Origin of the sequence: Actinokineospora sp. NBRC 105648 (genome assembly GCF_030269645.1) — a bacterium.
Lineage (GTDB): Bacteria > Actinomycetota > Actinomycetes > Mycobacteriales > Pseudonocardiaceae > Actinokineospora.
In genome coordinates this window covers 198,127-222,512 of record NZ_BSTR01000001.1, presented here as the reverse complement: position 1 = coordinate 222,512, position 24,386 = coordinate 198,127, and the positions used below count along the sequence as shown (strand labels likewise).

General features: G+C 73.8%; 2 protein-coding genes. Both read right to left on the bottom strand.

Features of this window, described 5'->3' with window-relative positions; genetic code table 11:
• Window positions 1-14: 14 nt before the first annotated feature.
• The gene (locus QSK30_RS00515; protein ID WP_285498716.1) at window positions 15-9,221 is read right to left on the bottom strand and encodes a type I polyketide synthase; all 9,207 of its coding nucleotides are present in this window, start codon (window positions 9,219-9,221) and stop codon (window positions 15-17) included.
• A gap of 52 nt (window positions 9,222-9,273) precedes the next feature.
• Window positions 9,274-24,303, bottom strand: a complete 15,030-nt coding sequence (locus QSK30_RS00510; protein ID WP_502871770.1) for a type I polyketide synthase — start codon at window positions 24,301-24,303, stop codon at window positions 9,274-9,276.
• Between the last annotated feature and the right edge of the window lie 83 nt (window positions 24,304-24,386).

The window sequence follows — 24,386 nt, the reverse complement described above, 5'->3', positions numbered from 1 at the left end:
GGTGCTCTCCCCGCTCACTTCAGCCCCAGATCCCGGTCGACCAGGTCGAACAGCTCGTCGTTGGTGGCCGACCCCAGCCGGTCCAGCAGGTCGTCGGCGGCGCCCGCCGGGCGCTGCGCGGCCAGCAGCGACTCCAGCCGCACGACCACCCGCACCCGGGCGATGTCGTCGTCGGCCCGGGTGGACAAGGCCAGCTCCAGGCGGTCCAGCTCGTCCATCGAGGGCAGGTCGTCCACCGCCTCCTCGGGCAGCACCAGCGTGCGCAGGTGGCCCGCGAGCACCTCGGGGGTGGGCTGGTCGAACACCAGCGTGGCGGGCAGCGCCAGCCCGGTGGCCGCGCCGAGCCGGTTGCGCAGCTCGACCGCGGTGAGCGAGTCGAAGCCGAAGTCCCGGAACGCCCGGTCGGCCTCGATCGCCTCCGGCCCGGAGTGCCCCAGCACCACCGCCGCGTGCGCGCGCACCAGGTCCAGCAGCGCCCGTTCACGCTCTACTTCGGACAGACCGGCCAGGGTGGCGCGGAACCCGTCGTCCACCGCCGGTTCCGGCTCGACGACCACCGCCCGCGCGGCCTCCGGCAGCTCGGCCAGCAGCGGGCTGGGCCGCAGCGAGGTGAACGCGGGGACGAACCTGGCCCAGTCGACCTCGGCGGCGGCGATGAACGCGTCGTCGTGGTCGAGCGCCTGGCGCAGGGCCACCATCGCCGGGCCCGGGGTGATCAGCGGGACACCGCGGCGCAGCATGGGTTCGACGGCGGCCAGCGCGACCATGCCACCGCCGTCCCACGGCCCCCACGCCACCGACAGCACCGGCACGCCCTCGCTGCGCCGGTGCTGGGCGAGCGCGTCGAGGTAGGCGTTGCCCGCGGCGTACCCGCCGTGCCTGCCCACCCCCCACACGCCCGCGATGGAGGAGAAGTAGACCACCGCGTCGAGCCGCTCCGGGGGCAGCAGTTCGTCGAGGTGGCGCGCGCCCGCCACCTTCGCGGTGATCAGGTGGGCCAGGTCTGCGACGGTGGTGTACTCCAGCGGCGCCAGCGTGCCCATTCCCGCGGTGTGCATGACCGTGATCCGGTCACCCTCCAGAGTGGACACCAGCCGTTCGACGTCGGCCCGCTCGGCCAGGTCGCAGGAGACGACGCTGACCCGCGAACCCAGCGCGGTCAGCTCCTCGGCCAGCTCGCGGGCGCCGGGCGCGTCCGGGCCGCGCCTGCTGGTGAGCACCAGGTGCTCGGCACCGTTGGCCGCCAGCCAGCGCGACACGTGTCCGCCGATCGCCCCGGTTCCGCCGGTGACGAGCACCGTCCCACTTGGACGCCAGGACCGGACCGGTCGCGCGTCCGCGGTTCCGGCGCGCACCAGGCGCCGCGCGAAGGTCCCCGACGCGCGCACGGCCAACTGGTCCTCGTCGTCGGTTCGCGCCAAAGCCCCGGCCAGCCGGTTCAGCACCCGCGCGTCCAACGCGCCGTCGGGCAGGTCGATCAAACCGCCCCACTGCCGCGGGTGCTCCAACCCCGCGACCCGGCCCATCCCCCACACCTGTGCCTGCGACGGCCTGGCGGGCACCTCGCCCGCGACGCCGACCGCGCCCCGGGTGACGCACCAGAGCGGCGCGAGGTCGGTCTCGACGGCGGCGTGCAGCAGGGACAGCGTCCCGGTGAGCCCCACCGGCAAGGCGGCGTGCTCGGGGTGCGGCGTCTCGTCGAAGGCCAGCAGCGACAGGATCCCCACCGGCGGCACCAACCCGCGCAGCTGTTCGACCAGGTCAGGGCCCTCGGCCAGTGGGTCGACGGTGAACACCTCGACCTCGGCCAGGTGCTCGGTCAGCGCCCGCAGGCAGTCCGCCACCACCGGCGACCCGGCCTGCGCGGCCGACACCGCGACCGCCCAGCGCCCGGCGAGCACCGGCGTGCGGACCTCGTCCACGGCCGACCACCGGACCCGGTACCGCCAACTGTCCACAAACGACTCTTCACTCGCCTGCCGACGCCACGTGGCCAAGGCAGGCAGCAGCGGCGCCACCGTCGCCGAGTCCAGCTGCAGCGTCTCGGCCAGCGCGGCGCTGTCCGCGCGCTCGACCGCCGCCCAGAACCGCGCTTCCTGCGGCGAACCGGCGGCAGCGGGCTCGGCGGTCTCGACCACCGGCGGCTTCGGCCAGTACCGCTGCCGCTGGAACGCGTAGGTGGGCAGGTCGACCAGCCGACCGCCCTCCACCGCGTGCCGCCAGTCGACGGCCGCGCCGCGCACGTGCGCCTCGGCCAGGGAGGCCAGCCAGCGGGCGTTGCCACCGTCGTCGCGGCGCAGCGAGCCGACGGCCGCGACCGCCTCGTCGGTCTCCTGCAGGGCCATGACCAGCACCGGGTGCGGGCTCGCCTCGACGAGCAGGGTGTGCCCGTCGCGCAGCAGCGCCCGGGTGGCGTCCTCGAACCGGACGGTCTCGCGCAGGTTCGTGTACCAGTACTCCGCGTCGAGGCCGCTCGTGTCGAGCAGGTCACCGGTCACCGCCGAGTAGAACGGCACCGTCGCGCGCTTCGGGCTGATCCCGCCCAACACCTCGGCGATCCGCTCGCGCAGCGCGCTGACCTGCGCCGAGTGCGACGCGTAGTCCACCGGCACGCGGCGGGCCCGGATGTTGTCCGCGGTCAGCTCCACCATCAGCTCGTCGAGCGCGCCCGGCTCACCGGACACCACGACCGAGCGCGGGCCGTTCACCGCGGCCACCGAGATCCGCTCACCCCACGGCGCGATCCGGGTGCGCACCTGCTCCTCGGCGAGCGGCACGGACACCATGCCGCCCTTGCCCGCCAGCTCGACCAGCGCCCGGCTGCGCAACGCCACCACCGCGGCGGCGTCGGCCAGGCTCAGCGCACCCGACACGCAGGCCGCGGCGATCTCACCCTGACTGTGCCCGACGACCGCCGAGGGAACGACGCCGTGCGCGCGCCACAGCTCGGCGAGCGACACCATCACCGCCCACAGCAACGGCTGCACGACCTCGACCCGCTCCAGCGCACCGCTCTTGAGCGCCTCGACCGGCACGAAGTCGATGTGCGGGGCCAAGGCGTGCGCGCACTGCTCGAACCGGGCCCGGAACAGCGGCGAGGAGTCCAGCAGCGCCAGGGCCATGCCCGCCCACTGCGAACCCTGGCCGGGGAAGACGAACGCGACCTTGGTCTGCGCCGCCTTGCCGACGACCACCGCGGGGTGTGGTGTCCCCTCGGCCAGAGCGGCGAGCGCCTCAGCCAGGCCGTCGCGGTCCTCGGCGACGACCACGGCCCGGTGCTCGAACGTCGAACGTGCCGTGACCAGCGAGAACGCGAGATCGGCGAGGCTGACCTGGGTCGTGGTCAGGTGCGCGCGCAACGCCCCGGCCTGCCCGCGCAGCGCCTGCTCGGTGCGAGCGGACAGGGTGATCGGGATGAACCCCGCGCGCTGGCCGGGCGTGGACGGGAGTTCCTCGCCCGCCTGCTCCAGCACGAGGTGGGCGTTGGTGCCGCTGGCACCGAAGGAGGACACCCCCGCGCGGCGCGGCCGTCCGGTCTCCGGCCACGGGGTCGTCTCGGTCAGCAGCGCGACCCGGCCGACTCCCCAGTCCACCTGGGACGTCGGGGCGTCGACGTGCAGGGTCTTGGGCAGCACGCCGTGGTCGAGGGCCAGCACCATCTTGATCACACCCGCGACCCCCGAGGCGGCCTGGGTGTGCCCGAGGTTGGACTTCACCGCGCCCAGGTGCAGCGGCCGGTCCCGGCCCTGGCCGTAGGTCGCCAGCAGCGCTTGGGCCTCGATCGGGTCGCCGAGCGTGGTGCCGGTGCCGTGCGCCTCCACAGCGTCCACATCGGACAATTCAAGTCCGGCGGCGGTGACCGCCTGGCGGATGACCCGCTGCTGCGACGGACCGTTCGGCGCGGTCAGCCCGTTCGACGCGCCGTCGGAGTTGATCGCGCTGCCGCGCAGCACGGCGAGCACCTTGCGCCCCGCGCGGCGGGCGTCGGAGAGCCGCTGGACCAGCAGGACGGCGGCGCCCTCACCCCAACCGGTGCCGTCGGCGGCGTCGGCGAACGCCTTGCAGCGGCCGTCCTCGGCCAGTCCGCTCAGCCTGCTGAACTCCACGAACGGGCCCGGGGTCGACATCACCGACACGCCGCCGGCAAGGGCCAGGTCGCACTCGCCACCGCGTAAAGCCTGCGCGGCCAGGTGCAAGGCGACCAAAGAGGACGAACACGCTGTGTCGACGGTCACCGCGGGGCCTTCGAGACCGAGGGTGTAGGCGACCCGGCCGGAGATGATGCTGGCGGTGGCGCCGGCGAGCAGGTGGCCCTCGACGTCCTCTTGCGAGCTGAGCAGCAGGTAGCTGTAGTCCTGGCCGTTGGAGCCGATGAAAACGCCGGTTCTGCTGCCGCGCAATGAATGTGGGTCGACACCCGCTCGTTCGACGGCCTCCCAGGAAGTCTCCAGCAGGAGTCGCTGCTGGGGGTCCATCGCCACGGCCTCGCGCGGCGAGATGCCGAAGAACCCGGGGTCGAAGTCGGCTGCGTCGTGCAGGAAACCGCCCGCGCGGACGTAGGACGTGCCGCCATCGGCGTCCTCGGCGAAGAGCTCCTCGAGGTCCCAGCCGCGGTCGGTGGGGAACGCCGAGATGGCTTCATCCCCGGCGAGCAGCACTTCCCACAGGTCCTCCGGCGAACCCACCCCGCCGGGGAAGCGGCAGGCCATCCCGACGATCGCGATCGGCTCGTCGGCCGCGGTCCGGGTCGCGGCCTCGACGCGGCGCACGGTGCCGGTCAGCTCGGCCACCAGGAACTCCGCCAGCGTGGCGGGCTTCGGGTAGTCGAAGACCAGGCTGGCGGGCAGCCGCAGACCGGTGGCCGCGGCGAGCCGGTCGCGCACCTCGACCGCAGTCAGCGAGTCGATGCCGAGGTCCTTGAACGGCAGCTGCGCACCGATCGCCTCGACGTCGCGGTAGCCGAGCACCTGGGCGACCTCGCCGCGCACCAGTGCCAGCAACACGCCGGCGCGTTCGCTCTCGGGCCGGTCGGCGAGCCGCTCCGCCCACTGCGCGCGGATGTCGGCCCCGGCGCCCGCGGGCTCGACCGGCACGGCCTCGGCCAGCTCGGTGAGCAGCGGGCTGGGCCGGGCGCTGGTGAACGCGGGGGCGAAGGTCGACCAGTCGACGTCGGCGACGGTCAGCGTGGTGTCCTGCTGGTCGAGCGCCCGGCCCAGCGCGGTGATCGCCGCCCTGGGCGACATGGGGTTCAGGCCGCGCCGGGTGAGCTGGTCGGTGTCCGCGGCGGCCATCCCCGCGCCCGCCCACGGCCCCCAGGCGACGGCCGTCGCGGGCAGGCCCCGGCCCCGGCGGTGCTCGGCCAGCGAGTCGAGGTAGGCGTTGGCCGTGGCGTAGGCGGCCTGGCCGCCGCTGCCCCACACCCCGGCGATGGAGGAGAAGTAGACGTGGTGGGCCGCCGGCGCCAGCTCGTCGAGCAGCGCGGCGCCGACGACCTTGGCGCGCAGCACGTCGGCGAACTCGGCCAGCCCGGTCTCGCCCAGCGGCACCAGGTCGGTGGTCCCGGCGGCGTGCACGACGGTGTCGACCGGGTACTCGGCCAGCAGCGCGGCCACCGCGTCGCGGTCGGTGACGTCCAGGGCCACCGCGGTCACGCCCAGCTCGTCGACCAGCTCCCCGACGGCGTCGGCTCCCCGGCGACCGGCCAGCAGGATCCGGTCGGCCTTGTCGGCGAGCCAGCGCGCGACCTGGCCGCCCAGTGCCCCGGTCCCACCGGTGACCAGCACGGTCCCGCCGGGCCGCCAGGACTCGACGGGGGCGGGCACCTCGGCCCGCACCAACCGCCGGGCGAACACGCCGGCGGCGCGGACCGCGACCTGGTCCTCACCGGTCCCGGGCACGGCCAGCAGCGCGGCCGCCGAACGCTCGTCCAGCACCGCGGGGAGGTCGACGACCCCGCCCCAGCGCTTCGGGAACTCCAGCGCGGCGACCCGGGCCAGCCCCCACAGCTGCCCCTGCGCGGGCGCGGTGACAGCGCCACCCACCGGCACCGCGCCCCGGGTGACGATCCACAGTGGCGCGTCCAGTCCGGCGTCGCCGAGGGCCTGGACCAGGATCAGCGTCGAGACCAGACCGGTGGTCAGCGGCGGGTACTCCGCGTGCGGGAACTCGTCGTCGGCCAGCAGCGAGAGCACCCCGGTGACCCCGCCCGCGACCCCGTCGGCGACCTCGCGCAGCCTGCCCGCGACCGACCAGCGGTCGACCTCGGTGCGGGCCAGCGGCAGCTCGACGACCTCGGCGCCCTGGGCGCGCAGCGCCCGGACGGTGCCGATCACGACCTGGTCATCGGCCTTGCCGGTGGGCACCACGACCAGCCAGCGACCGGCGGTGGCCGTCGTCGTCGTGACCGGCACCCATGTCGTGCGGTAGCACCATGAGTCCACTGTGGATCGTTCGTGCCGATCCCGGTGCCACTGGGCGAGAGCGGGCAGAACGGCGTCGACGGCGTGTTCGTCCGCCCCCAGGGTCGCGGCCAGCGCGGGCGCGTCGGCTCGGTCAACGGCGGACCAGAACTCGGTCTCCGCCGGGTCGACGGCGGTGTCGCGCGGCGCGGACTCAAGCCAGTACCGGTCACGGCGGAACGCGTAGGTGGGCAACGGAACCGTGCGTCCGCCCCAGGTCGCGAAGACCGCGCGCCAGTCGACAGCGGCACCGGCGACGTGCGCCCGGGCGAGCGCGGTCAGCAGGGTCGCGGGTTCCGGGCGGTCCCGGCGCAGTGGCGCCACGGCGGTCACCGGTTCGTCGGGCAGGCAGTGCCGGGCCATCGCGGTGAGCACACCGTCCGGACCGACCTCAACGAACTTGGTGACCTCCTGGGCGTGCAACCACTCGACGGCGTCGGCGAACCGCACCGGCAGGCGAACCTGCCGAACCCAGTAGTCAACTGTGGACACATCGGCGCCAACAGACACAGTGGACACAACGGGCAACGCGGGTGTCCGCAGGTCCAAGCCCGCGACGACCGCGCGGAACCGGTCGAGCATCGGCTCCATGTGGTGGGAGTGGAAGGCGTGCGAGACGGCCAGCCGCTTGACCTTGCGCCCCTCATCGCGCCAGCGGGCCTCCAGGGCGGCGACCGCGTCCTCGTCGCCCGAGACCACCAGCGCGTTCGGCCCGTTCACCGCGGCCAGGCTCACGCCGGCGGGCAACGTCACCGCGGACTCGGCTGCCTCGACGGCCAGCATCGCGCCGCCCGCGGGCAACGCCTGCATCAGCGAACCCCGGGCCGCGACCAGCGCGCACGCGTCGTCCAGCGACAGCACACCGGCGACGTGCGCCGCGGCGATCTCGCCGACCGAGTGGCCCACCAGGAAGTCCGGCCGGACGCCCCAGGACTCGATCAGCCGGTACAGCGCGACCTCGAGGGCGAACAACCCGGCCTGGGTGTACGCGGTTTGGTCCAGCGCCACCGGGTTGGCGAAGACAGCCTCCCGGATGTCGAGGTCGAACCGCTCGCACACCGCGTCGAAAGCCTCGGCGAACACCGGGTAGGTGGCGTGCAGCTCGCGACCCATCCCCGCGTACTGCGCACCCTGGCCGGTGAACAAGAACGCGACCCGGCCGTCGTCGACCGATCCGCGCACGACGTTCTCCGCGGTGTGACCGGCCGCGAGGGCGCGCAGACCGGTCAGCAGACCGTCACGATCGGCGGCCAGCACCACGGCGCGGTGGTCGAGCGACGCCCGCGCGGACGCGAGGGTGTGGCCGACGTCGAGCAGTGGGGAGTCCACACCGGACACAAGCTGGTGGGCCTGCTCACGCAGCACCTCGGCCGAGCGCGCGGACACCAGGCAGGGCACCAGCCCGGGCGCGTTGCCGGGCTCGCGCCCCTCGGCCACCGGCGCCGAGGCGAGGATCACGTGCGCGTTGGTGCCGCTCATGCCGAACGACGACACGCCCGCGTGCCGGGGGCGGTCGACCTCCGGCCAGGCGCGTTCCTCGGTGAGCAGGCGCAACGCGCCGGAGGACCAGTCGATGTGCGGAGACGGCTCGGCGGCGTGCAGGGTCGGCGGCAGCACACCGTGCCGCAGCGCCTGCACGGTCTTGATCACACCCGCCATGCCCGCGGCGGCCTGGGTGTGACCGAGGTTCGACTTCACCGAACCCAGCCACAACGGCTCGGTGCGGTCCTTGCCGTATACCGAGAGCAGGGCCTGCGCCTCGATCGGGTCGCCCAGCACCGTGCCGGTCCCGTGCGCCTCTACCGCATCCACATCGGACGGTGTCAGGCCCGCGGACTCAAGTGCCGCCTGGATGACCCGCCGCTGCGACGGCCCGTTCGGCGCGGTCAGCCCGTTCGACGCGCCGTCGGAGTTCACCGCGGAGCCGCTGACCAGCGCCAACACCTCGTACCCGCGCCGCATCGCCTCCGACAGCCGGGTCAGCACCAGCACACCGGCGCCCTCACCCCAGCCGGTGCCGTCCGCGGCGGCGGAGAACGCCTTGCACCGCCCGTCACCCGCGAGGCCGCCCTGGGCGCCGAACTCGCTGTACAGCCCCATTCCCGCCATCACGGTCACACCCGCGGCGACCGCCAGCGCGCACTCGTCGGCCCGCAGCGCCCGCACGGCCAGGTGCAGCGCCACCAGGCTGCTCGAACACGCCGTGTCCACGGTGACCGCCGGGCCCTCGAGCCCGAACACGTACGCGACCCGCCCGGACACCACGCTCGCCGCGCTGCCGGTGAGCAGGTGACCCTCGACGCCCTCCGGTAACGCCATGCCCACGCCGTAGTTGGACGCTCCCGCGCCCGCGAACACGCCGGTTCGGCTGCCGCGCAACGACATCGGGTCGATCCCCGCGCGCTCGAATGCCTCCCAGGCGACCTCCAGCAGCACGCGCTGCTGCGGGTCCATGGTCAGCGCCTCGCGCGGGCTGATGCCGAACAGGGCGGCGTCGAACCGGTCGGCGTCGTCGAGGAAGCCACCGCGCACGGTCAGCGGGTCGGCGTCCCAACCGCGGCCCGCCGGGAACCCGGTGATCGCGTCCCGGCCGTCGCGCACGAGGTCCCACAGGTCCTCGGGGGTGCGCACGCCGCCGGGGAACCGGCAGCCCATGCCGACGACCGCGATCGGCTCCTCCAGCGCGTGCAGCCGCTGGCGGGTCTCGGCCAGGTCGGCGGTGACCCGCTTGAGGTACTGCAGGAGCTTCTCTTCGTTCGCCACGAGGGGTCCTCCACCACATCCGTTCATCGGGGGCCGGGTCGTGCCGCGCGGGTCAGGACACGCCCAGCTCCTTGTCGATGAAGTCGAAGACGTCGTCCGCGGACGCGGACTCCAGCCGGTCGGCCACCGCGTCCTGGCCGGTGAGCCGGGCCAGCAGGGCCTTGAGCCGCCCGGTGAGCGCGCTGCCCTCCAACGCGCCGACGGGCAGCGCCGCGACCGTCGCGGCGAGCCGGTCGAGGTCGGCGAGCGCGCCCGCGTCCGGTTCGACCGCGCCGACCAGCTCACCCAGCAGCCGCTCGACCAGGTCGGCGGGCGTGGGGTGGTCGAAGACCAGCGTGGCGGGCAACCGCAGCCCGGTCGCGCCGGTCAGCCGGTTGCGCAGCTCGACCCCGGTCAGCGAGTCGAACCCGAGCTCCTTGAACGCCCGGTCGACGCCGACGGCCGAGGTGTCCGGGTGTCCCAGCACCGCGGCGGCGTGCCCGCGGACCAGGTCTTGCAGCGTGCGGCGCTGCTCGGGGACGGGCAGGCGGGCCAACCGGTCGGCGAGGTCGAGCGGCCCGGCGGCGTCGACCTTGGCGCGGGTCCGGCGCGGGCGCACCAGGCCGCGCAGCAGGGCCGGAACCTCACCGACGGCGGCGAGGTCGAGGTGCATCGGCACCAAGTGCGCGTCCGGCCGGGCCATCGCGACGTCGAAGAGAGCCATGCCCTGCTCGGCGGTGATCGCGGTGCCCGCCTTCGCCCGCTCCGACTGTCCCAAGTGGCCGGTCATGGCGCTGGCCTGGGCCCAGAGGCCCCAGGCGAGCGACTGACCGGCCAGGCCCCGGGCGCGCCTGCGGTGGGCGATGGCGTCCAGGACGGTGTTGGCGGCGGCGTAGTTGGCCTGGCCCGGCGAACCGAGGGTGGCCGAGGCGGAGGAGTAGAGCACGAACAGCGCCAGGTCCAGGTGCGCGGTCAGCTCGTCGAGCAGCAGCGCGGCGGTGACCTTGGGGCGGAACACCGCGTCGAGCCGGTCGGGGGTGAGCGAGCCGAGCACACCGTCGTCGAGCACGCCTGCCGCGTGGACCACCCCGGTCAGCGGGTGTTCGAGACCGTCCAGCAGCGCGGTGAGCGATTCGCGGTCGGCGACGTCGCAGGCGACAACCCGCACGTCGGCAGGCAGGGCCAGCAACTCGTCGGCCTGCGGCGACTCCGGACCACTGCGGCCCGCCAGTACGAGGTGGCGGACGCCGTGGTGCTCGATCAGGTGGCGGGCCAGGATGCCCGCCAGCACGCCGGTTCCGCCGGTGATCAGGACCGTGCCGTCGGGGTCGAGGCGGGCGGGCAGGGTGAGCACGTTCTTGCCGACGTGCCGGGCCTGGCCCAGGTGCCGGAACGCCTCGGGCGCCTGCCGCAGGTCCCACGCGGTGATCGGCAACAGGTCGAGCTCGCCCCGCTCGAACAGGGCGAGGACCTCGGCCAAGATCTCGCCGAGCCGGTCGGGACCGGCCTGCACCAGGTCGAAGGCGCGGTAGGTGGTGCCGGGGTGGTCGGCCTCGGTCCGTTCGGCGTCTCGGATGTCGGTCTTGCCCATCTCGACGAACCGGCCGCCGGGGGCGAGCAGGCGCAGCGACGCGTCGACGAACTCGCCCTTGAGCGAGTTGAGCACGATGTCCACGCCCCGGCCGTCGGTGGCGACGCGCAGGCGCGGCTCGAAGTCGAGGTCGCGGGACGAGGCGAGGTGGTCGTCGTCGAGACCGGTGGCGACCCACTTGCCCGCGCTCGCGGTGCCGAACGGTTCGGCGCCGAAGTGCCGCACCAGCTGCACCGCGGCCATGCCGACGCCACCCGCGGCGGCGTGTACCAGGACGGTGTCGCCAGCGGTCATGCCCGCGAGGTCCACCAGGCCGTAGTACGCGGTGAGGAACGGCGTCGGGACCGAGGCGGCCTCGGCGAATGTCCACTCCGGACGCATCCGGGCCAGCGCGCGGCGCTCGGTGGTCGCGGTGGGGCCGAAGCAGGAGGTGAACACGCCGAAGACGCGGTCGCCGGGCGCGAGGTCGGTGACCGCGGCGCCCACCTCGGTGACCACGCCCGCGGCCTCGGTTCCCATGCCCTGCTGGTCGGGGACCAGGCCCAGGGTGATGGCCACGTCGCGGAAGTTGACCCCGGCGGCGCGCACGGCGATCCGCACGTCGGTGGGGCCGAGCTCGGGCCGGGGCGCGGGGACGAAGGCGAGGCCGTCGATCGTGCGGTCGCCGACCACGTCGAGGCGGGTGCCGTCGGCGGGTTCGCCGAGCGCGGGCGCGGTGGCCTTCGCCAAGCGGGGCGCTGCGGGCCTGCCTTGGCGCAGGGCGACCTGGGGCTCGTCGAGGCCGAGGACACCCGCGATGGCGGCGGCGGAGTCGGGGTGGCTGTCGATGTCGATGATGCCGAAGCGCCCGGGGTTCTCCGTTGCCGCGGAACGGAAGAGACCGTGCACGGCGGCACCCGCGAGGCTGTCGACGCCCTCACCGGGTCCGGTCGCGACGGCGTTCCTGGTGAGGACCACCAGGCGCGCGGTGCCGAAGCGCTCGTCGGCCGTCCAGTCCTGGGCGGTGATCAGTGCCTCGACCGCGGCCTCGCGGGGCGTGGTGGCGAGCGGCAGCCAGAGCACGTCGGCCCGGGTGTCCGGGAGGTCGGCGAGGGACGGGTACCAGCCCTGGTGGTCGATCCCGATCGGCTCGGCACCGACGACCACGAACGGCTTTTGGTCGCCTGTGGACAGTGGAACCCAGTCGACGCGCAGCAGCGAGTCGGACTCGGCGGTGGCGGCGGTGTGCGGGCGCAGCACCAGGGAATCGATGCTGATCACCGGGGTGCCGGTCGCGTCGGTGGCCGTGACGGCGATGGTGTCCGGCCCGATGGGGGTGATCCGCACGCGCAGGGCATTGGCGCCGGTGGCGTGCAGGGAGACACCTTCCCAGGAGAACGGGAGGAGGGTCTTGGTCTCGAACAGGCCACCGAGGGTCGCCGCGTGCAGCGCGGCGTCGAGCAGGGCGGGGTGGATGCCGTAGCGACCAGCGTCGGAACCGGCGGGGATCTCCACCTCGGCGTACACATCACCACCGACGCGCCAGGCTGCGGTCAGGCCTTGGAAGAGCGGACCGTAACCGTAGCCAGCGGCGTCCAGTGCACCGTAGAAACCCTCTGTGTCAAGGGTTTCGCCGTTCGGCGGCCAGCTGTCGACCGGGGCGGCCGCGGCGTCCTGGTCGGTGAGCCAACCGGTGGCGTTGGTGACCCACTCGCCGCCTTCGGGTCGCGAGTGGACAGTGACCGGTGTGCGGCCGTCCGCCTCGGCGCCGACCCTGACCTGCACCTGCACGGCCCCGCGCTTGGGCAGGACCAGCGGCAGCCGCAGGGTCAGCTCGTCGATCCGGCCGCCGCCCGCGTGCAGCACCAGCTCGACGAACGCGGTCCCTGGCAGCAGGACCGCGCCGTTGACGGCGTGCTCGGCCAACCACGGGTGGGTGGCGACCGAGAGCCTGCCGGTCCACAGCGCGCCCTCGTCGCCCGCCAGCGCGATGGCGGCGCCGAGCAGCGGGTGGTCCGCGTCGGCCAGGCCCGCGCCGGTGACGTCGGCGGTGCCCGCGCTCGGCTGGGGCCAGTAGCGGCGGTGGTGGAAGGGGTAGGTGGGCAGGTCGACCACGCGTCCGCCACCGAGGACAGCCGCCCAGTCGACGTCGACACCCGCGACGTGGGCCTCGGCGAGCGCGGTCGGCCAGCGGTCGGTCTCGTCGCGGCGCAGGGTGGCCAGGGTGGCCCCGGCGACCTCGGCGGCGTCGATGCTCTCCTGGATGCCCACGGTGAGCACCGGGTGAGCGCTGACCTCGAGGAACACGGTCCGCCCGGCCGCCAGCAGCGCGGCGGTAGCCTGGTCGAAGCGGACGGTCTCGCGCAGGTTGTCGTACCAGTAGCGCGCGTCCAGCCCGGCCGTGTCGAACCGCCCGGCGGTCAGCGCGGAGTAGAACGGCACGCTCCCGGTCATCGGCGTGATCGGCGCCAGGTCGGCCAGCAACCGGGCCTCAATGCGCGCCACGTGCGCCGAGTGCGAGGCGTAGTCCACCGGGATCCGCCGCGCCCGGATCTCCCGTTCGCCGCAGAGCGCCTCCAGCTCGTCGAGCGCCGCGACGTCCCCCGAGACCACAGTCGACCTGGGCCCGTTGACCGCCGCGACCGACAGCGCACCCGGCCACGAGGTGATCAGCTCGGCGGCCTCGTCGTGCGGCACCGCCAGTGACACCATCCCGCCCGCGACCGGCCCCGGCTCCCGGGCGCCAATCCCACGATCCTTTTGTTCAACAATCCTACGATTGAACTGTTCACCCTGAGGATCGTCGGATTGGTCGACAAGTGAATCGTCGACCTGGAGCACCTCGGCGATGGCCAGGCTGCGCAGGGCGACCACCCGGGCGCCGTCGTCCAGGCTTAGCCCGCCCGCGACCACCGCCGCGGCGATCTCCCCCTGGGAGTGGCCGAGCACCGCCGAGGGCACGACGCCCACCGAGCGCCAGAGTTCGGCGAGCGAGACCATCACCGCCCAGAGGACCGGCTGGACCACGTCCACCCGCTCGAACTCGCCCGAGCGCAGGACATCGAGCAGCGACCAGTCGACGTACCGGGCCAACGCGCGCTCGCACTGCTCAAGGCGGGCCCGGAAGGCGGGCTCGTCGAGCAGGTCCACGGCCATCCCGGCCCACTGCGAGCCCTGGCCGGGGAAGACGAACACCGGTCCGGCACCGGCCCGCGGCGCCCCCACCAGCGCGGACTCGCCACCGTCTGCCACCGCGGCCAGGCCGGAGCGGCCGAACACGACGGCCCGGTGCGCCAGCGGCGCCCGCGCGGTGGCCAGGGTCCAGGCCACGTCGGCGGCCGGGAGATCCACTGTAGACAGTCGAGACGCCAGCGCCCGCAGGGAGTCCTCGGACGCAGCGGACAGCACCCAAGGCGCGACGCCGCCGGGGGTGACAGGCTTGCCGGTCGGCTCCGGAGCGGCCGACTCGATGATCACGTGGGCGTTGGTGCCGCTCACCCCGAACGAGGACACCCCGGCCCGCCGCGGGCGGTCGGCGTCCGGCCAGGGCAGCGGGTCGGTCAACAGCCGCACGGCGCCGGTGGTCCAGTCGACCTGGGCCGAGGGCCGGTCCACGTGCAGCGTCGCGGGCAGCACCCCGTGCCGCAGCGCCTGCACCATCTTGATCACCCCGGCGACCCCGGAGGCCGCCTGGGTGTGCCCGATGTTCGACTTCACCGAGCCCAGGTACAGCGGCTCGGTCCGGTCCTGCCCGTAGGTCGCCAGCAGCGCCTGCGCCTCGATCGGGTCGCCGAGCCGGGTGCCCGTGCCGTGCCCCTCGACGACGTCCACATCGGACACCGCCAGCCCGGCGTCGGCTAGTGCCGTCCGGATGACCCGTTGCTGCGAGGGGCCGTTGGGGGCCGTCAGACCGTTGGACGCGCCGTCGGAGTTCACCGCCGTGCCGCGCACCACGGCGAGCACCCGGTGCCCCTTGCGCCGGGCGTCCGAGAGCCGCTCGACGACCAGCACACCGACGCCCTCGCCCCAGCCGGTGCCGTCGGCGGCGTCCGCGTAGGACTTGCAGCGCCCGTCGCGGGCCACCCCGTTCTGCCTGCTGAACTCGGTGAACACGCCCGGCGTCGACATCACCACCACGCCACCGGCCACCGCCAGCGAGCACTCGCCCGACCGCAGCGAACGCACAGCCAAGTGCAGCGCGACCAGCGACGAGGAGCACGCGGTGTCGATGGTGACCGCGGGGCCTTCGAGCCCGAAGGTGTAGGCGACCCGTCCGGACACGACACTCGCCGAGCTTCCGGTCGCGAGGTAGCCCTCGCTGCCCTCCGGCGCGTCGGCCAACAGCGACAGGTAGTCGTGGCTGTTCGTGCCCGCGAACACGCCCGTGCTGCTTCCCTTGAGCGCCAACGGGTTCAGGCCAGCGCGCTCGAACGCCTCCCATGACGTCTCAAGGAGCAGCCGCTGCTGCGGGTCCATCGCCACGGCCTCGCGCGGCGAGATGCCGAACAGGTCCGCGTCGAAGTCGCCCGCGTCGTAGACGAACCCGCCCTCGTGGGCGTGCGAGCTGGCGGGGTTGTCCGGGTCAGGGTCGTAGAGCCCGTCCAACCACCAACCGCGGTCGGTGGGGAAGGCGCCCAAGCCGTCGCGGCCGTCGCTGACCAGCTCCCACAGGTCCTCCGGCGACCGCACCCCGCCGGGGTAGCGGCAGGCCATGCCGATGATCGCGATCGGCTCGTTCGGGTCGGCGGCGGCGACCGGCGCGGTGACCTGCTCGACGTCACGGCCGAGGCGTTCACCCAGGTGCGCGGCCAACTCGGCGGCGGTCGGGTAGTCGAAGACCACGGTGGCGGGCAGGGCGAGACCGGTCGCGCTGGTGAGCCGATCGCGGAGCTCGACCGCGGTCAGCGAGTCGAAGCCGAGGTCGTTGAACGGCCTGCCAGGCTCCACGGCGGCGGCATCGGCGTGCCCCAGCACCGCGGCGGCGCCGTGGCGGACCAGCTCCAGCAGATCACCCGGGTCGACGGCGGTGGGCGCCTCGACGGGGGTGGCCTCGGTGTACACATCGGACAGCAGCGGGCTCGGCCGGGAGGCGCTGAAGGTGGCGCCGAAGCGGGACCAGTCGACGTCGGCCACGGCGACGGTGACGTCGCGGTGGTCGAGCGCCTGGGCCAGCGCGGCGATCGCGAGGTCCGGGGCCATCGCGGCAACACCGCGCGACCGCAGGTACTCCTCGGCGTCCTCGGCCACCAGCATGCCGGACTCCGCCCACGGACCCCAGGCCACCGAGGTCGCCGCCAGGCCGTGCGCCCGCCGGTGCTCGGCGAGTCCGTCGAGGTAGGCGTTCGCGGTAGCGTAGGCCGACTGGTTGCCGCTGCCCCAGACACCCGCGATGGAGGAGAACAGGACGAACGCGTCAAGATCGCCGCAGAGCGCGTGCAGGTTCGCCGCACCGGTCGCCTTGGCGCGCAGGACCTCGCCGAACTCACCCAGTCCGGTCTCCCCCAACGGCACCGCGTCGACCACGCCCGCCGTGTGGAACACCGACCGCACCGGGTATTCGTCCAGCACCGCACTGAGCGCCGCACGGTCGGCCACATCGCACGCGACCACGTGCACCTGGCTGCCCAGGGCAGTGAGTTCATCGACAAGCTCTTGCACACCAACGGCTTCGAGACCGCTACGGCTCGCCAGCACCAGCTGCGGGGCACCGCGCTCGGCCAGCAGGCGGGCGACCCGGGCACCCAGCGCACCAGTACCGCCGGTGATCAGCGCCGCGCCCTCGGGCCGCCACCCAGCGGCGACCCCGGAGCGAGGAGCCCGGGCGATCCGCCGCCCGTAGGCACCGGCCGAGCGGATCGCCACCTGGTCTTCCGATCCACACAGGACTGAGGCGAGCCGGGCGCCGGACCGTCGGTCCAACGTCGGCGGGAGGTCGACGAGACCACCCCACCGCTGCGGGAACTCCAGTGCCGCGACCCGGCCGAGCCCCCACACGGACGACTGGTCGGGGTCCACCGGCGTGTCCGAGCGGCTCACGGACTGCGCACCACGCGTCACGCACCACAGCGGCGCCGTGATCCCGGCGTCACCGAGGGCTTGGACCAGCAGCACGGTCGCGGCAACGCCGGCGGCGAGGTCCGGGTACTCCGGGTGCGGACCGCGCAGGGCGGCCGAGCCGGAGATGACGCCCCGCAGGTCACCGGTGACCGCGACGGAGATGTCGTGCGCGAGCGACCACCGGTCGACCTCGACCCCGGTCAGCTCCAGCTCCACGACCCGCGCACCATTGTCCCGCAACGCCTCGACGACATCGACGGGACAGGCAACCGCGAGCCAGGTCCCCAACTCGTCTGGCACGGACTCGGGCAGTGGGGTCCACACAGGACGGTAAAGCCACGAGTCGACAGTGGACCGCTCGGACCGACCGCGTCGCCACGCGCTCATCGCCGGGAGCACAGGCGCCACAGCCTCGGTGTCCAGCGACAGCGTCGCGGCCAACGCGGCGGCGTCACCGTGATCGACAGCGGCCCAGAACGCGCCCTCGTCCTCGCCCACGACTGCCGGTGCGGGGAAGGTGTCCAGCCAGAAGCGCCGGCGCTGGAAGGGGTAGGTGGGCAGGTCGACCCGCGATCCGCCACCGATCACAGCGGCCCAGTCGACCGGCACGCCGCGCACGAACACCTCGGCCACCGCCCGAACGGCGGTCTCCGGCTCGGCCCTGCCACCACGCAACAGTGGTGTGGCAGGCGTTTCCGGGTTTCTGACCAGGGCGCTGAGCACGCCGTCCGGGCCGAGTTCCAGGAAGTCGGCCCGCAGGTCGGCCACCGCGTCGGCGAACTGGACGGGCTCGCGGACCTGGCGAACCCAGTAGTCCGCCGTAGCGGGGTCGCCAGGCGCGGTAGGCACGAGACGAATGACCGGCTCGCGGTAGTCCAACCCCTCAGCGACCTGGGCGAACTCCGCCAGCACGGGTTCCATGCGGTGCGAGTGGAAGGCGTGCGACACCGTGAGGCGCTTGACCTTGATCCCCTGAGCGCGAAGCTGGTCACTCAGCAGGACAAGGGGTTCCTCGTCACCGGACAGCACGATGGCACCAGGCCCGTTGACCGCCGCGAGATCGACGCCCTCAGGGAGCTGGATCTCATCACCACCAACCAGGATGGCGCGATCGCCTCCAGGATCGGACGCCACGGCCACCATCGCCCCGCCGGCGGGCAGTGCCTGCATCAGCCGAGCACGGGCGGAGACCAACACGCAGGCGTCGTCCAGCGAGAGGATCCCGGCGACGTGCGCCGCGGCCAGCTCGCCGATCGAGTGGCCCACCAGCACGTCCGGCGCGAGACCCCAGGACTCGAGCAGCCGGAACAGCGCCACCTGCAAGGCAAACAGCGCGGGTTGGGCGTTACCGGTCTGATCGAGGTCGTCCCCGATGTCCACACGAGACAGAACCTCGTCGCGAGCCGCCGCGAACACCGGATACGCCGCCGCCAGTTCAGCGCCCATACCGACACGCTGCGATCCCTGGCCGGTGAACAGGTACGCCAACTGCCGCGGCTCGGCCACTCCGCGCACGATCTCACCGTCGGACAACCGCACCGCCCGGTGCGCGAGCTTTGCCCGCCCCACCGCCAGGGTGTGCGCGACGTCCACTTCGGAATACCCGCTCAGGTCGTGCGCGAGCTGCGCTTCCAGTGCGGCAGCGGTCTTGCCGGTGAACACCCACGGGGCGGCCGGGACCGACGCGGGTTCGATGACCGCCCACTCGGGCGCCTGCTCGATGATCACGTGCGCGTTGGTGCCGCTCACCCCGAACGAGGACACACCCGCACGACGGGGCCGGTCGACCGACGGCCACGCCGTCGCCCGCGCCAGCAAGGCCACCCGACCGGCCGACCAGTCGACGTGCGGGGTGGGCTCGTCGACGTGCAGCGTGCGCGGCAGGATGCCCGCCCGCAGCGCGTGCACCATCTTGATGATGCCCGCGACGCCGGAGGCCGCCTGGGTGTGGCCGATGTTCGACTTGAGTGACCCCAGCCAGAGCGGTTCGACGCGGTCTTGGCCGTAGGTGGCGAGCAACGCCTGCGCCTCGATCGGGTCCCCGAGGCGGGTACCGGTGCCGTGCCCCTCGACAACGTCCACATCGGACGTCGTCAGCCCGGCGCCCGCCAGTGCCGCGCGGATGACCCGCTGCTGCGACGGTCCGTTGGGTGCGGTGAGGCCGTTCGACGCGCCGTCGGAGTTGACCGCGCTTCCGCGCACGATCGCCAAGACCTCACGGCCCTGCGCCACGGCGTCGGAGAGTCGTTGCACCAGAAGGACCCCGACGCCCTCGCCCCAGCCGGTGCCATCGGCCGCCGCCGCGAACGACTTGCACCGCCCGTCTGCGGCCAGACCGTTCTGCCTGCTGAACTCGGAGAAGATGTCCGAGCTGGTCATCACCGCCACGCCTGCGGCCATCGCCAGGTCGCACTCACCCTCGCGCAACGACCGCGCGGCCAGGTGCAACGCGACCAACGAGGACGAGCACGCGGTGTCGATGGTGACCGCCGGACCCTCGAGCCCGAAGCTGTAAGCGACCCGGCCGGACATGACACTGCTGGAGGTACCGGTCAGGTAGTGCCCCTCGGACCCGCTGGCCGAGTTGAGCCCCACGCCGTAGCCGGAGGCCGACGCGCCGACGAACACACCGGTCGGCGTGCCGCGCAACGAGTACGGGTCGATGCCCGCTCGCTCGAGGACTTCCCACGCGGCTTCGAGCAGGACGCGTTGCTGCGGGTCCATCGACGCGGCCTCGCGCGGCGAGATACCGAAGAGGTCGGCGTCGAAAGTCGAGGCGTCGTAGACGAATCCGCCCTCGGGCGCGTAGGCGCCCTCGGCCCGGGCGAGGTCCCAGCCGCGGTCGGACGGGAACACCGAGACGCCGTCGGTCTCGTCCAGCACGAGCTGCCACAGCTGCTCGGGCGAGCTGACCCCGCCCGGGTAGCGGCAGCTCATGCCCACGATGGCGATCGGCTCGTCGGTGTGGCGGGCGGCGTCGGGCAGCGGGCGGTCGGCGACCGGGTGCAGGTCGCCGAGCAGGTCGAGCAGGTGCGTGGCCAGCACGGCCGGGGTCGGGTAGTCGAAGACGAGGGTCGCGGCGAGCCGCAGGCCGGTGCCGGCGGCGACCCGGTTGCGGACCTCGACGGCGGTCAGCGAGTCGATGCCGAGGTCCTTGAACGGGCGCTCGGACTCGATGGTGCCCGGGTAGCCCAGGACGGCCGCGGTCTCCCGGCAGACGATCTCCAGCACCAGCCGCAGCCGCTCGGCGGTCGTGCGACCGACCAGGGCCCGCGCCAGGGCGGGCAGCTCGGCGGCCTCGGCCACCGCGTCCACACTGTCTACTTCGGACGCCGCGACCTCGGGGAGCGCGGCCAGCAGCGGGCTGGGCCTGCTGGTGGTGAAGGTGGGGGCGAACAGCGACCAGTCGACGTCGGCGACGACCAGGCCGGTGACCCCGGCGTCGACCGCGGCGGCGAGGTAGGTCACGCAGTCGTTGGGGGGCATGGGGTTCAGGCCCCGCCTGCGCAGGTACTCGGTCGCGCCACCGCGGGCGGCCATGCCCGCCTCGGCCCAGGCACCCCAGGCCACCGAGGTGGCCGCCAGCCCGCGGGCGCGGCGCGACTCGGCGAGCGCGTCGAGGTGCGCGTTGGCGGCGGCGTAGGCGGACTGGTTGCCGCTGCCCCAGACCCCGGCGATGGAGGAGAACAGGACGAAGAGCTCGGCCCGGTCACCCAGCAGCTCGTCGAGGTTGGTCGCGCCGAGCACCTTGGCGCGCAGGCCGTCGGCGAACTCGGCGACGTCGGTCTCGTCCAGCGGCACCGAGTGGTCGACCCCTGCGGCGTGCACGACACCGGTGACCGGGTACGTGGCCAACAGGGCCTCGACTGCGGCCCGGTCGGCGACATCGCAGGGGACGACCTCCACCGAGACGCTCTCGGCGAGTTCGGCCGCGAGTTCGGCGGCACCGGGCGCGTCCGGCCCGGAACGGCTGGTGAGCACCAGGTCGACCCCGCGGCCCGCCAGCCAGCGGGCCACCTCGGCGCCCAGCGCTCCGGTGCCGCCGGTGATCAGCACGGGACCGGACAGCGTGATCTGGCCGGTGGCGCGCGGGGTGGCGAAGTGCTCGATCCGCCGGGCGTAGAGGCCGTCGGCGCGTACCTCGACCTGGTCCTCGGTCCCGGTGAGCGCGGCGGCGAACAGTGCGGGGTCGGCAGCGGAAACGTCGATGAGGCCGCCCCACCGGGCGGGGACCTCGAGCGCGGCGACCCGGCCGAGGCCCCAGACCTGGGCCTGTACGGGATCGGTGGCTGCCCCGGCGGTGACGCACCAGAGCGGCGCCGTGACCCCCGCGTCGCCGAGAGCCTGCACCAGGGTCAGGGTGGCGCCGACGCCCAGGGTGACCGCGTCGTCGTCGAAGTGCGGCCGGGTGTCGGGGGCGAGCAGGGAGAGCACACCGGCGATCTCGCCGTCGTCGCTCTCGGCCTCGCGCAGGCGCTCGGCCATGGCCCAGCGGTCGAGGTCGTCGTCGGCCAGCACGACGTCGACGGTGTCGAGTTCACCGAGGTAGGCGGGCCACTCGACGGACTCAGTCCGCACTACCAACCACTTACCGGTGGCCGGGGCGCCCGCGGGCACCCGCTGCCACCCGGCGCGGTAGCACCAGGGGTCCACAGTGGACTCAGTGGGGGCGGCGAGCCAGTAGTGGTCGCGCTGGAACGCGTAGGTGGGCAGGTCGACCTGGGTACCGCCGGGAGCCAGCGCCGACCAGTCGACCCGCACCCCCGCCGCATGCGCCTCGGCGACGGCCGAGAGCCAGCGCGCCGGACCGCCCTCGTCCCGCTTGAGCGTGGCCAGCGCGGTGCCGGTCCCGGCCTGGTCGAGTGTCTCCTGGAGGCCGATGGTGAGCACCGGGTGGGCGCTGACCTCCAGGAAGACGGTGTGCCCGGCGGCGAGGGCTGCCTGGGTCGCGCGGTCGAACCGGACGGTCTCGCGCAGGTTGGTGTACCAGTACTCCGCGTCCAAGGCGGCGGTGTCGATCACGGCGCCGGTGACGGCCGAGTAGAACGGGATCTCGGCGGCCCGAGGCTCGACGGTCAACGTCGCGCGCAGCCGCTCGCGGAGCCGCTCGACGTGCGCGGAGTGAGAGGCGTAGTCGACCGGGACCCGCCGCGCCCGCAGCTCGCGCGCCTCGCAGGCGGCCAGCAGCTCGTCCAGCGCCGTGACGTCCCCGGACACCACGGTGGACAGCGGCCCGTTGACCGCGGCGACCGACAGCGCACCCGGCCAGGCGGAGATCAGCTCGACGGCGTCGGCGTGCGCCACCGCCAGCGACACCATCCCGCCGGGGACAATCCGACGATCCTCATGTTCAACTGTTGAATCATCGGATTGTTCAACAATTGAATTGTCGGATGGGAGGATCTCGGCGATGGCCCGGCTGCGGAGCGCCACGACCAGGGCGCCGTCCGCCAGCGAGAGCGCACCCGCGACCACGGCGGCGGCGATCTCCCCTTGGGAGTGGCCCATGACCGCGGCGGGTCGGACACCGACCGAGTTCCACAGCTCCGCGAGCGAGACCATGACCGCCCACAGGACGGGCTGCACCACGTCGACCCGGGCGAACTCCCCGGAGCGCAGGACGTCGAGCAGGGACCAGTCGACGTGCTCGGACAGCGCGTGCGCGCACTCGGCCATCCGCGCGGCGAACACCGGGGACGTGTCCAGCAGGTCCACCGCCATCCCGGCCCACTGCGACCCCTGGCCGGGGAACACGAACACCGGCGCCACCTCGCCGCGCGCGACCCCCGCGACCACCCCGGGCGCCGACTCACCGCGCGCCACGGCGTCGAGCCCGGCCCGCAGCTCCTCGACCGACGAGCCCACGACGACGGCCCGGTGCTCCAGGTCCGCCCGACCGGTGGCCAAGGACCAGGCCACGTCCACCACCCGCGGCGGCGCGGCGACGCCCGCGACGGAACCACCCGCCGGACGAGTTTCCACTTCGGACAGTCGGGCGGCCTGCGCGCGCAACGCCTCGGCCGTGCGGGCCGACACCGGCCACGCCACCACAGCGGGCGGCTCGAGAAGCTCAGCCGCCGGAACCGGCTCGGCCTCCTCCAGCACCACGTGCGCGTTGGTCCCGCTCACGCTGAACGACGACACACCCGCCCGACGGGGCCGCTCCGGGTCGCGCGGCCACGGCGCCGCGGCGGTGAGCAGCTCGATCGACCCGGCGGTCCAGTCCACGTGCGGGGTCGGGGCGTCGACGTGCAGGGTGGGCGGCAGCAGCCCGTGCCGCAGCGCCTGCACCATCTTGATGATCCCGGCCGCGCCCGCCGCCGCCTGCGAGTGCCCGAGGTTGGACTTGATCGACCCGAGCCGCAGCGGCCGCGCGCGGTCCTGCCCGTAGGTCGCGAGCAGCGCCTGCGCCTCGATCGGGTCGCCCAGCGTCGTGCCGGTCCCGTGCGCCTCGACCGCGTCGATGTCGGCCGGGGTCAGCCGGGCGTTGGCCAGCGCGGCGCGGATGACGCGCTCCTGCGACGGCCCGTTCGGCGCGGTCAACCCGTTCGACGCGCCGTCCTGGTTGACCGCGGTTCCCCGCACCACAGCCAAGATCCGGTGGCCGCGGGCCTGCGCGTCGGCCAGCCGCTCGACCACCAGCACGCCCGCGCCCTCGGCCCAGCCGGTGCCGTCGGCGGCGGCCGCGAACGGCTTGCACCGGCCATCGGCGGCCAAACCGTTCTGGCGGCTGAACTCGGCGAAGATCCCCGGTGTGGTCATCACCGTCACACCACCGGTCAGCGCGAGGTCGCACTCACCGGCGCGCAGCGCCTGGACGGCCAAGTGCAGGGCCACCAACGACGACGAGCAGGCCGTGTCGACGGTGATCGCGGGGCCCTCGAGACCGAGGGTGTAGGCGACGCGGCCGGAGACGACGCTCGGGGCGTTGCCGGTGAGCAGGTGGCCCTCGGCGCCCGGCGGCAGTTCCCGCAATCCCGCGCCATAAGCGGAGGAAGAAGATCCGATGAACACCCCGGTCCGCGAACCGCGCAGCGACAACGGGTCGAACCCGGCGCGCTCGACCGCTTCCCACGCCGTCTCCAGCAGCACCCGCTGCTGGGGGTCCATGGCGACGGCCTCGCGCGGGGAAATGCCGAACAGCGCGGCGTCGAACTCGGCGGCGGTGTGCACGAAACCGCCCGTTCGCGCGTAGCCCACACCGGCGGGCACGTCCCAGCCGCGGTCGGTGGGGAACGGCGAGACGCCGTCGCGGCCCTGGGCGACCAGGTCCCACAGGTCGTCGGGCCCGGTGATCCCACCCGGGTACCGGCACGCCATCGCCACGATGGCGACCGGCTCGTGCGGCCGGTCCTCGGCGGCCCGCAGCCGCCTGCGGGCCTGGCGCAGGTCGGCGGTGAGGCGCTTGAGGTATTCCAGATACTTCTGGTCGTCAGCCACGCGATGCCACCTTCTCCGGACCGACGGCGCGCACACAAAGGCCCGTGACGTCCACCGAAAGGAATCGGCCGACATTTCCGGGCCCCAACACGGAACAGACGATAGGAACCGCCCACCAG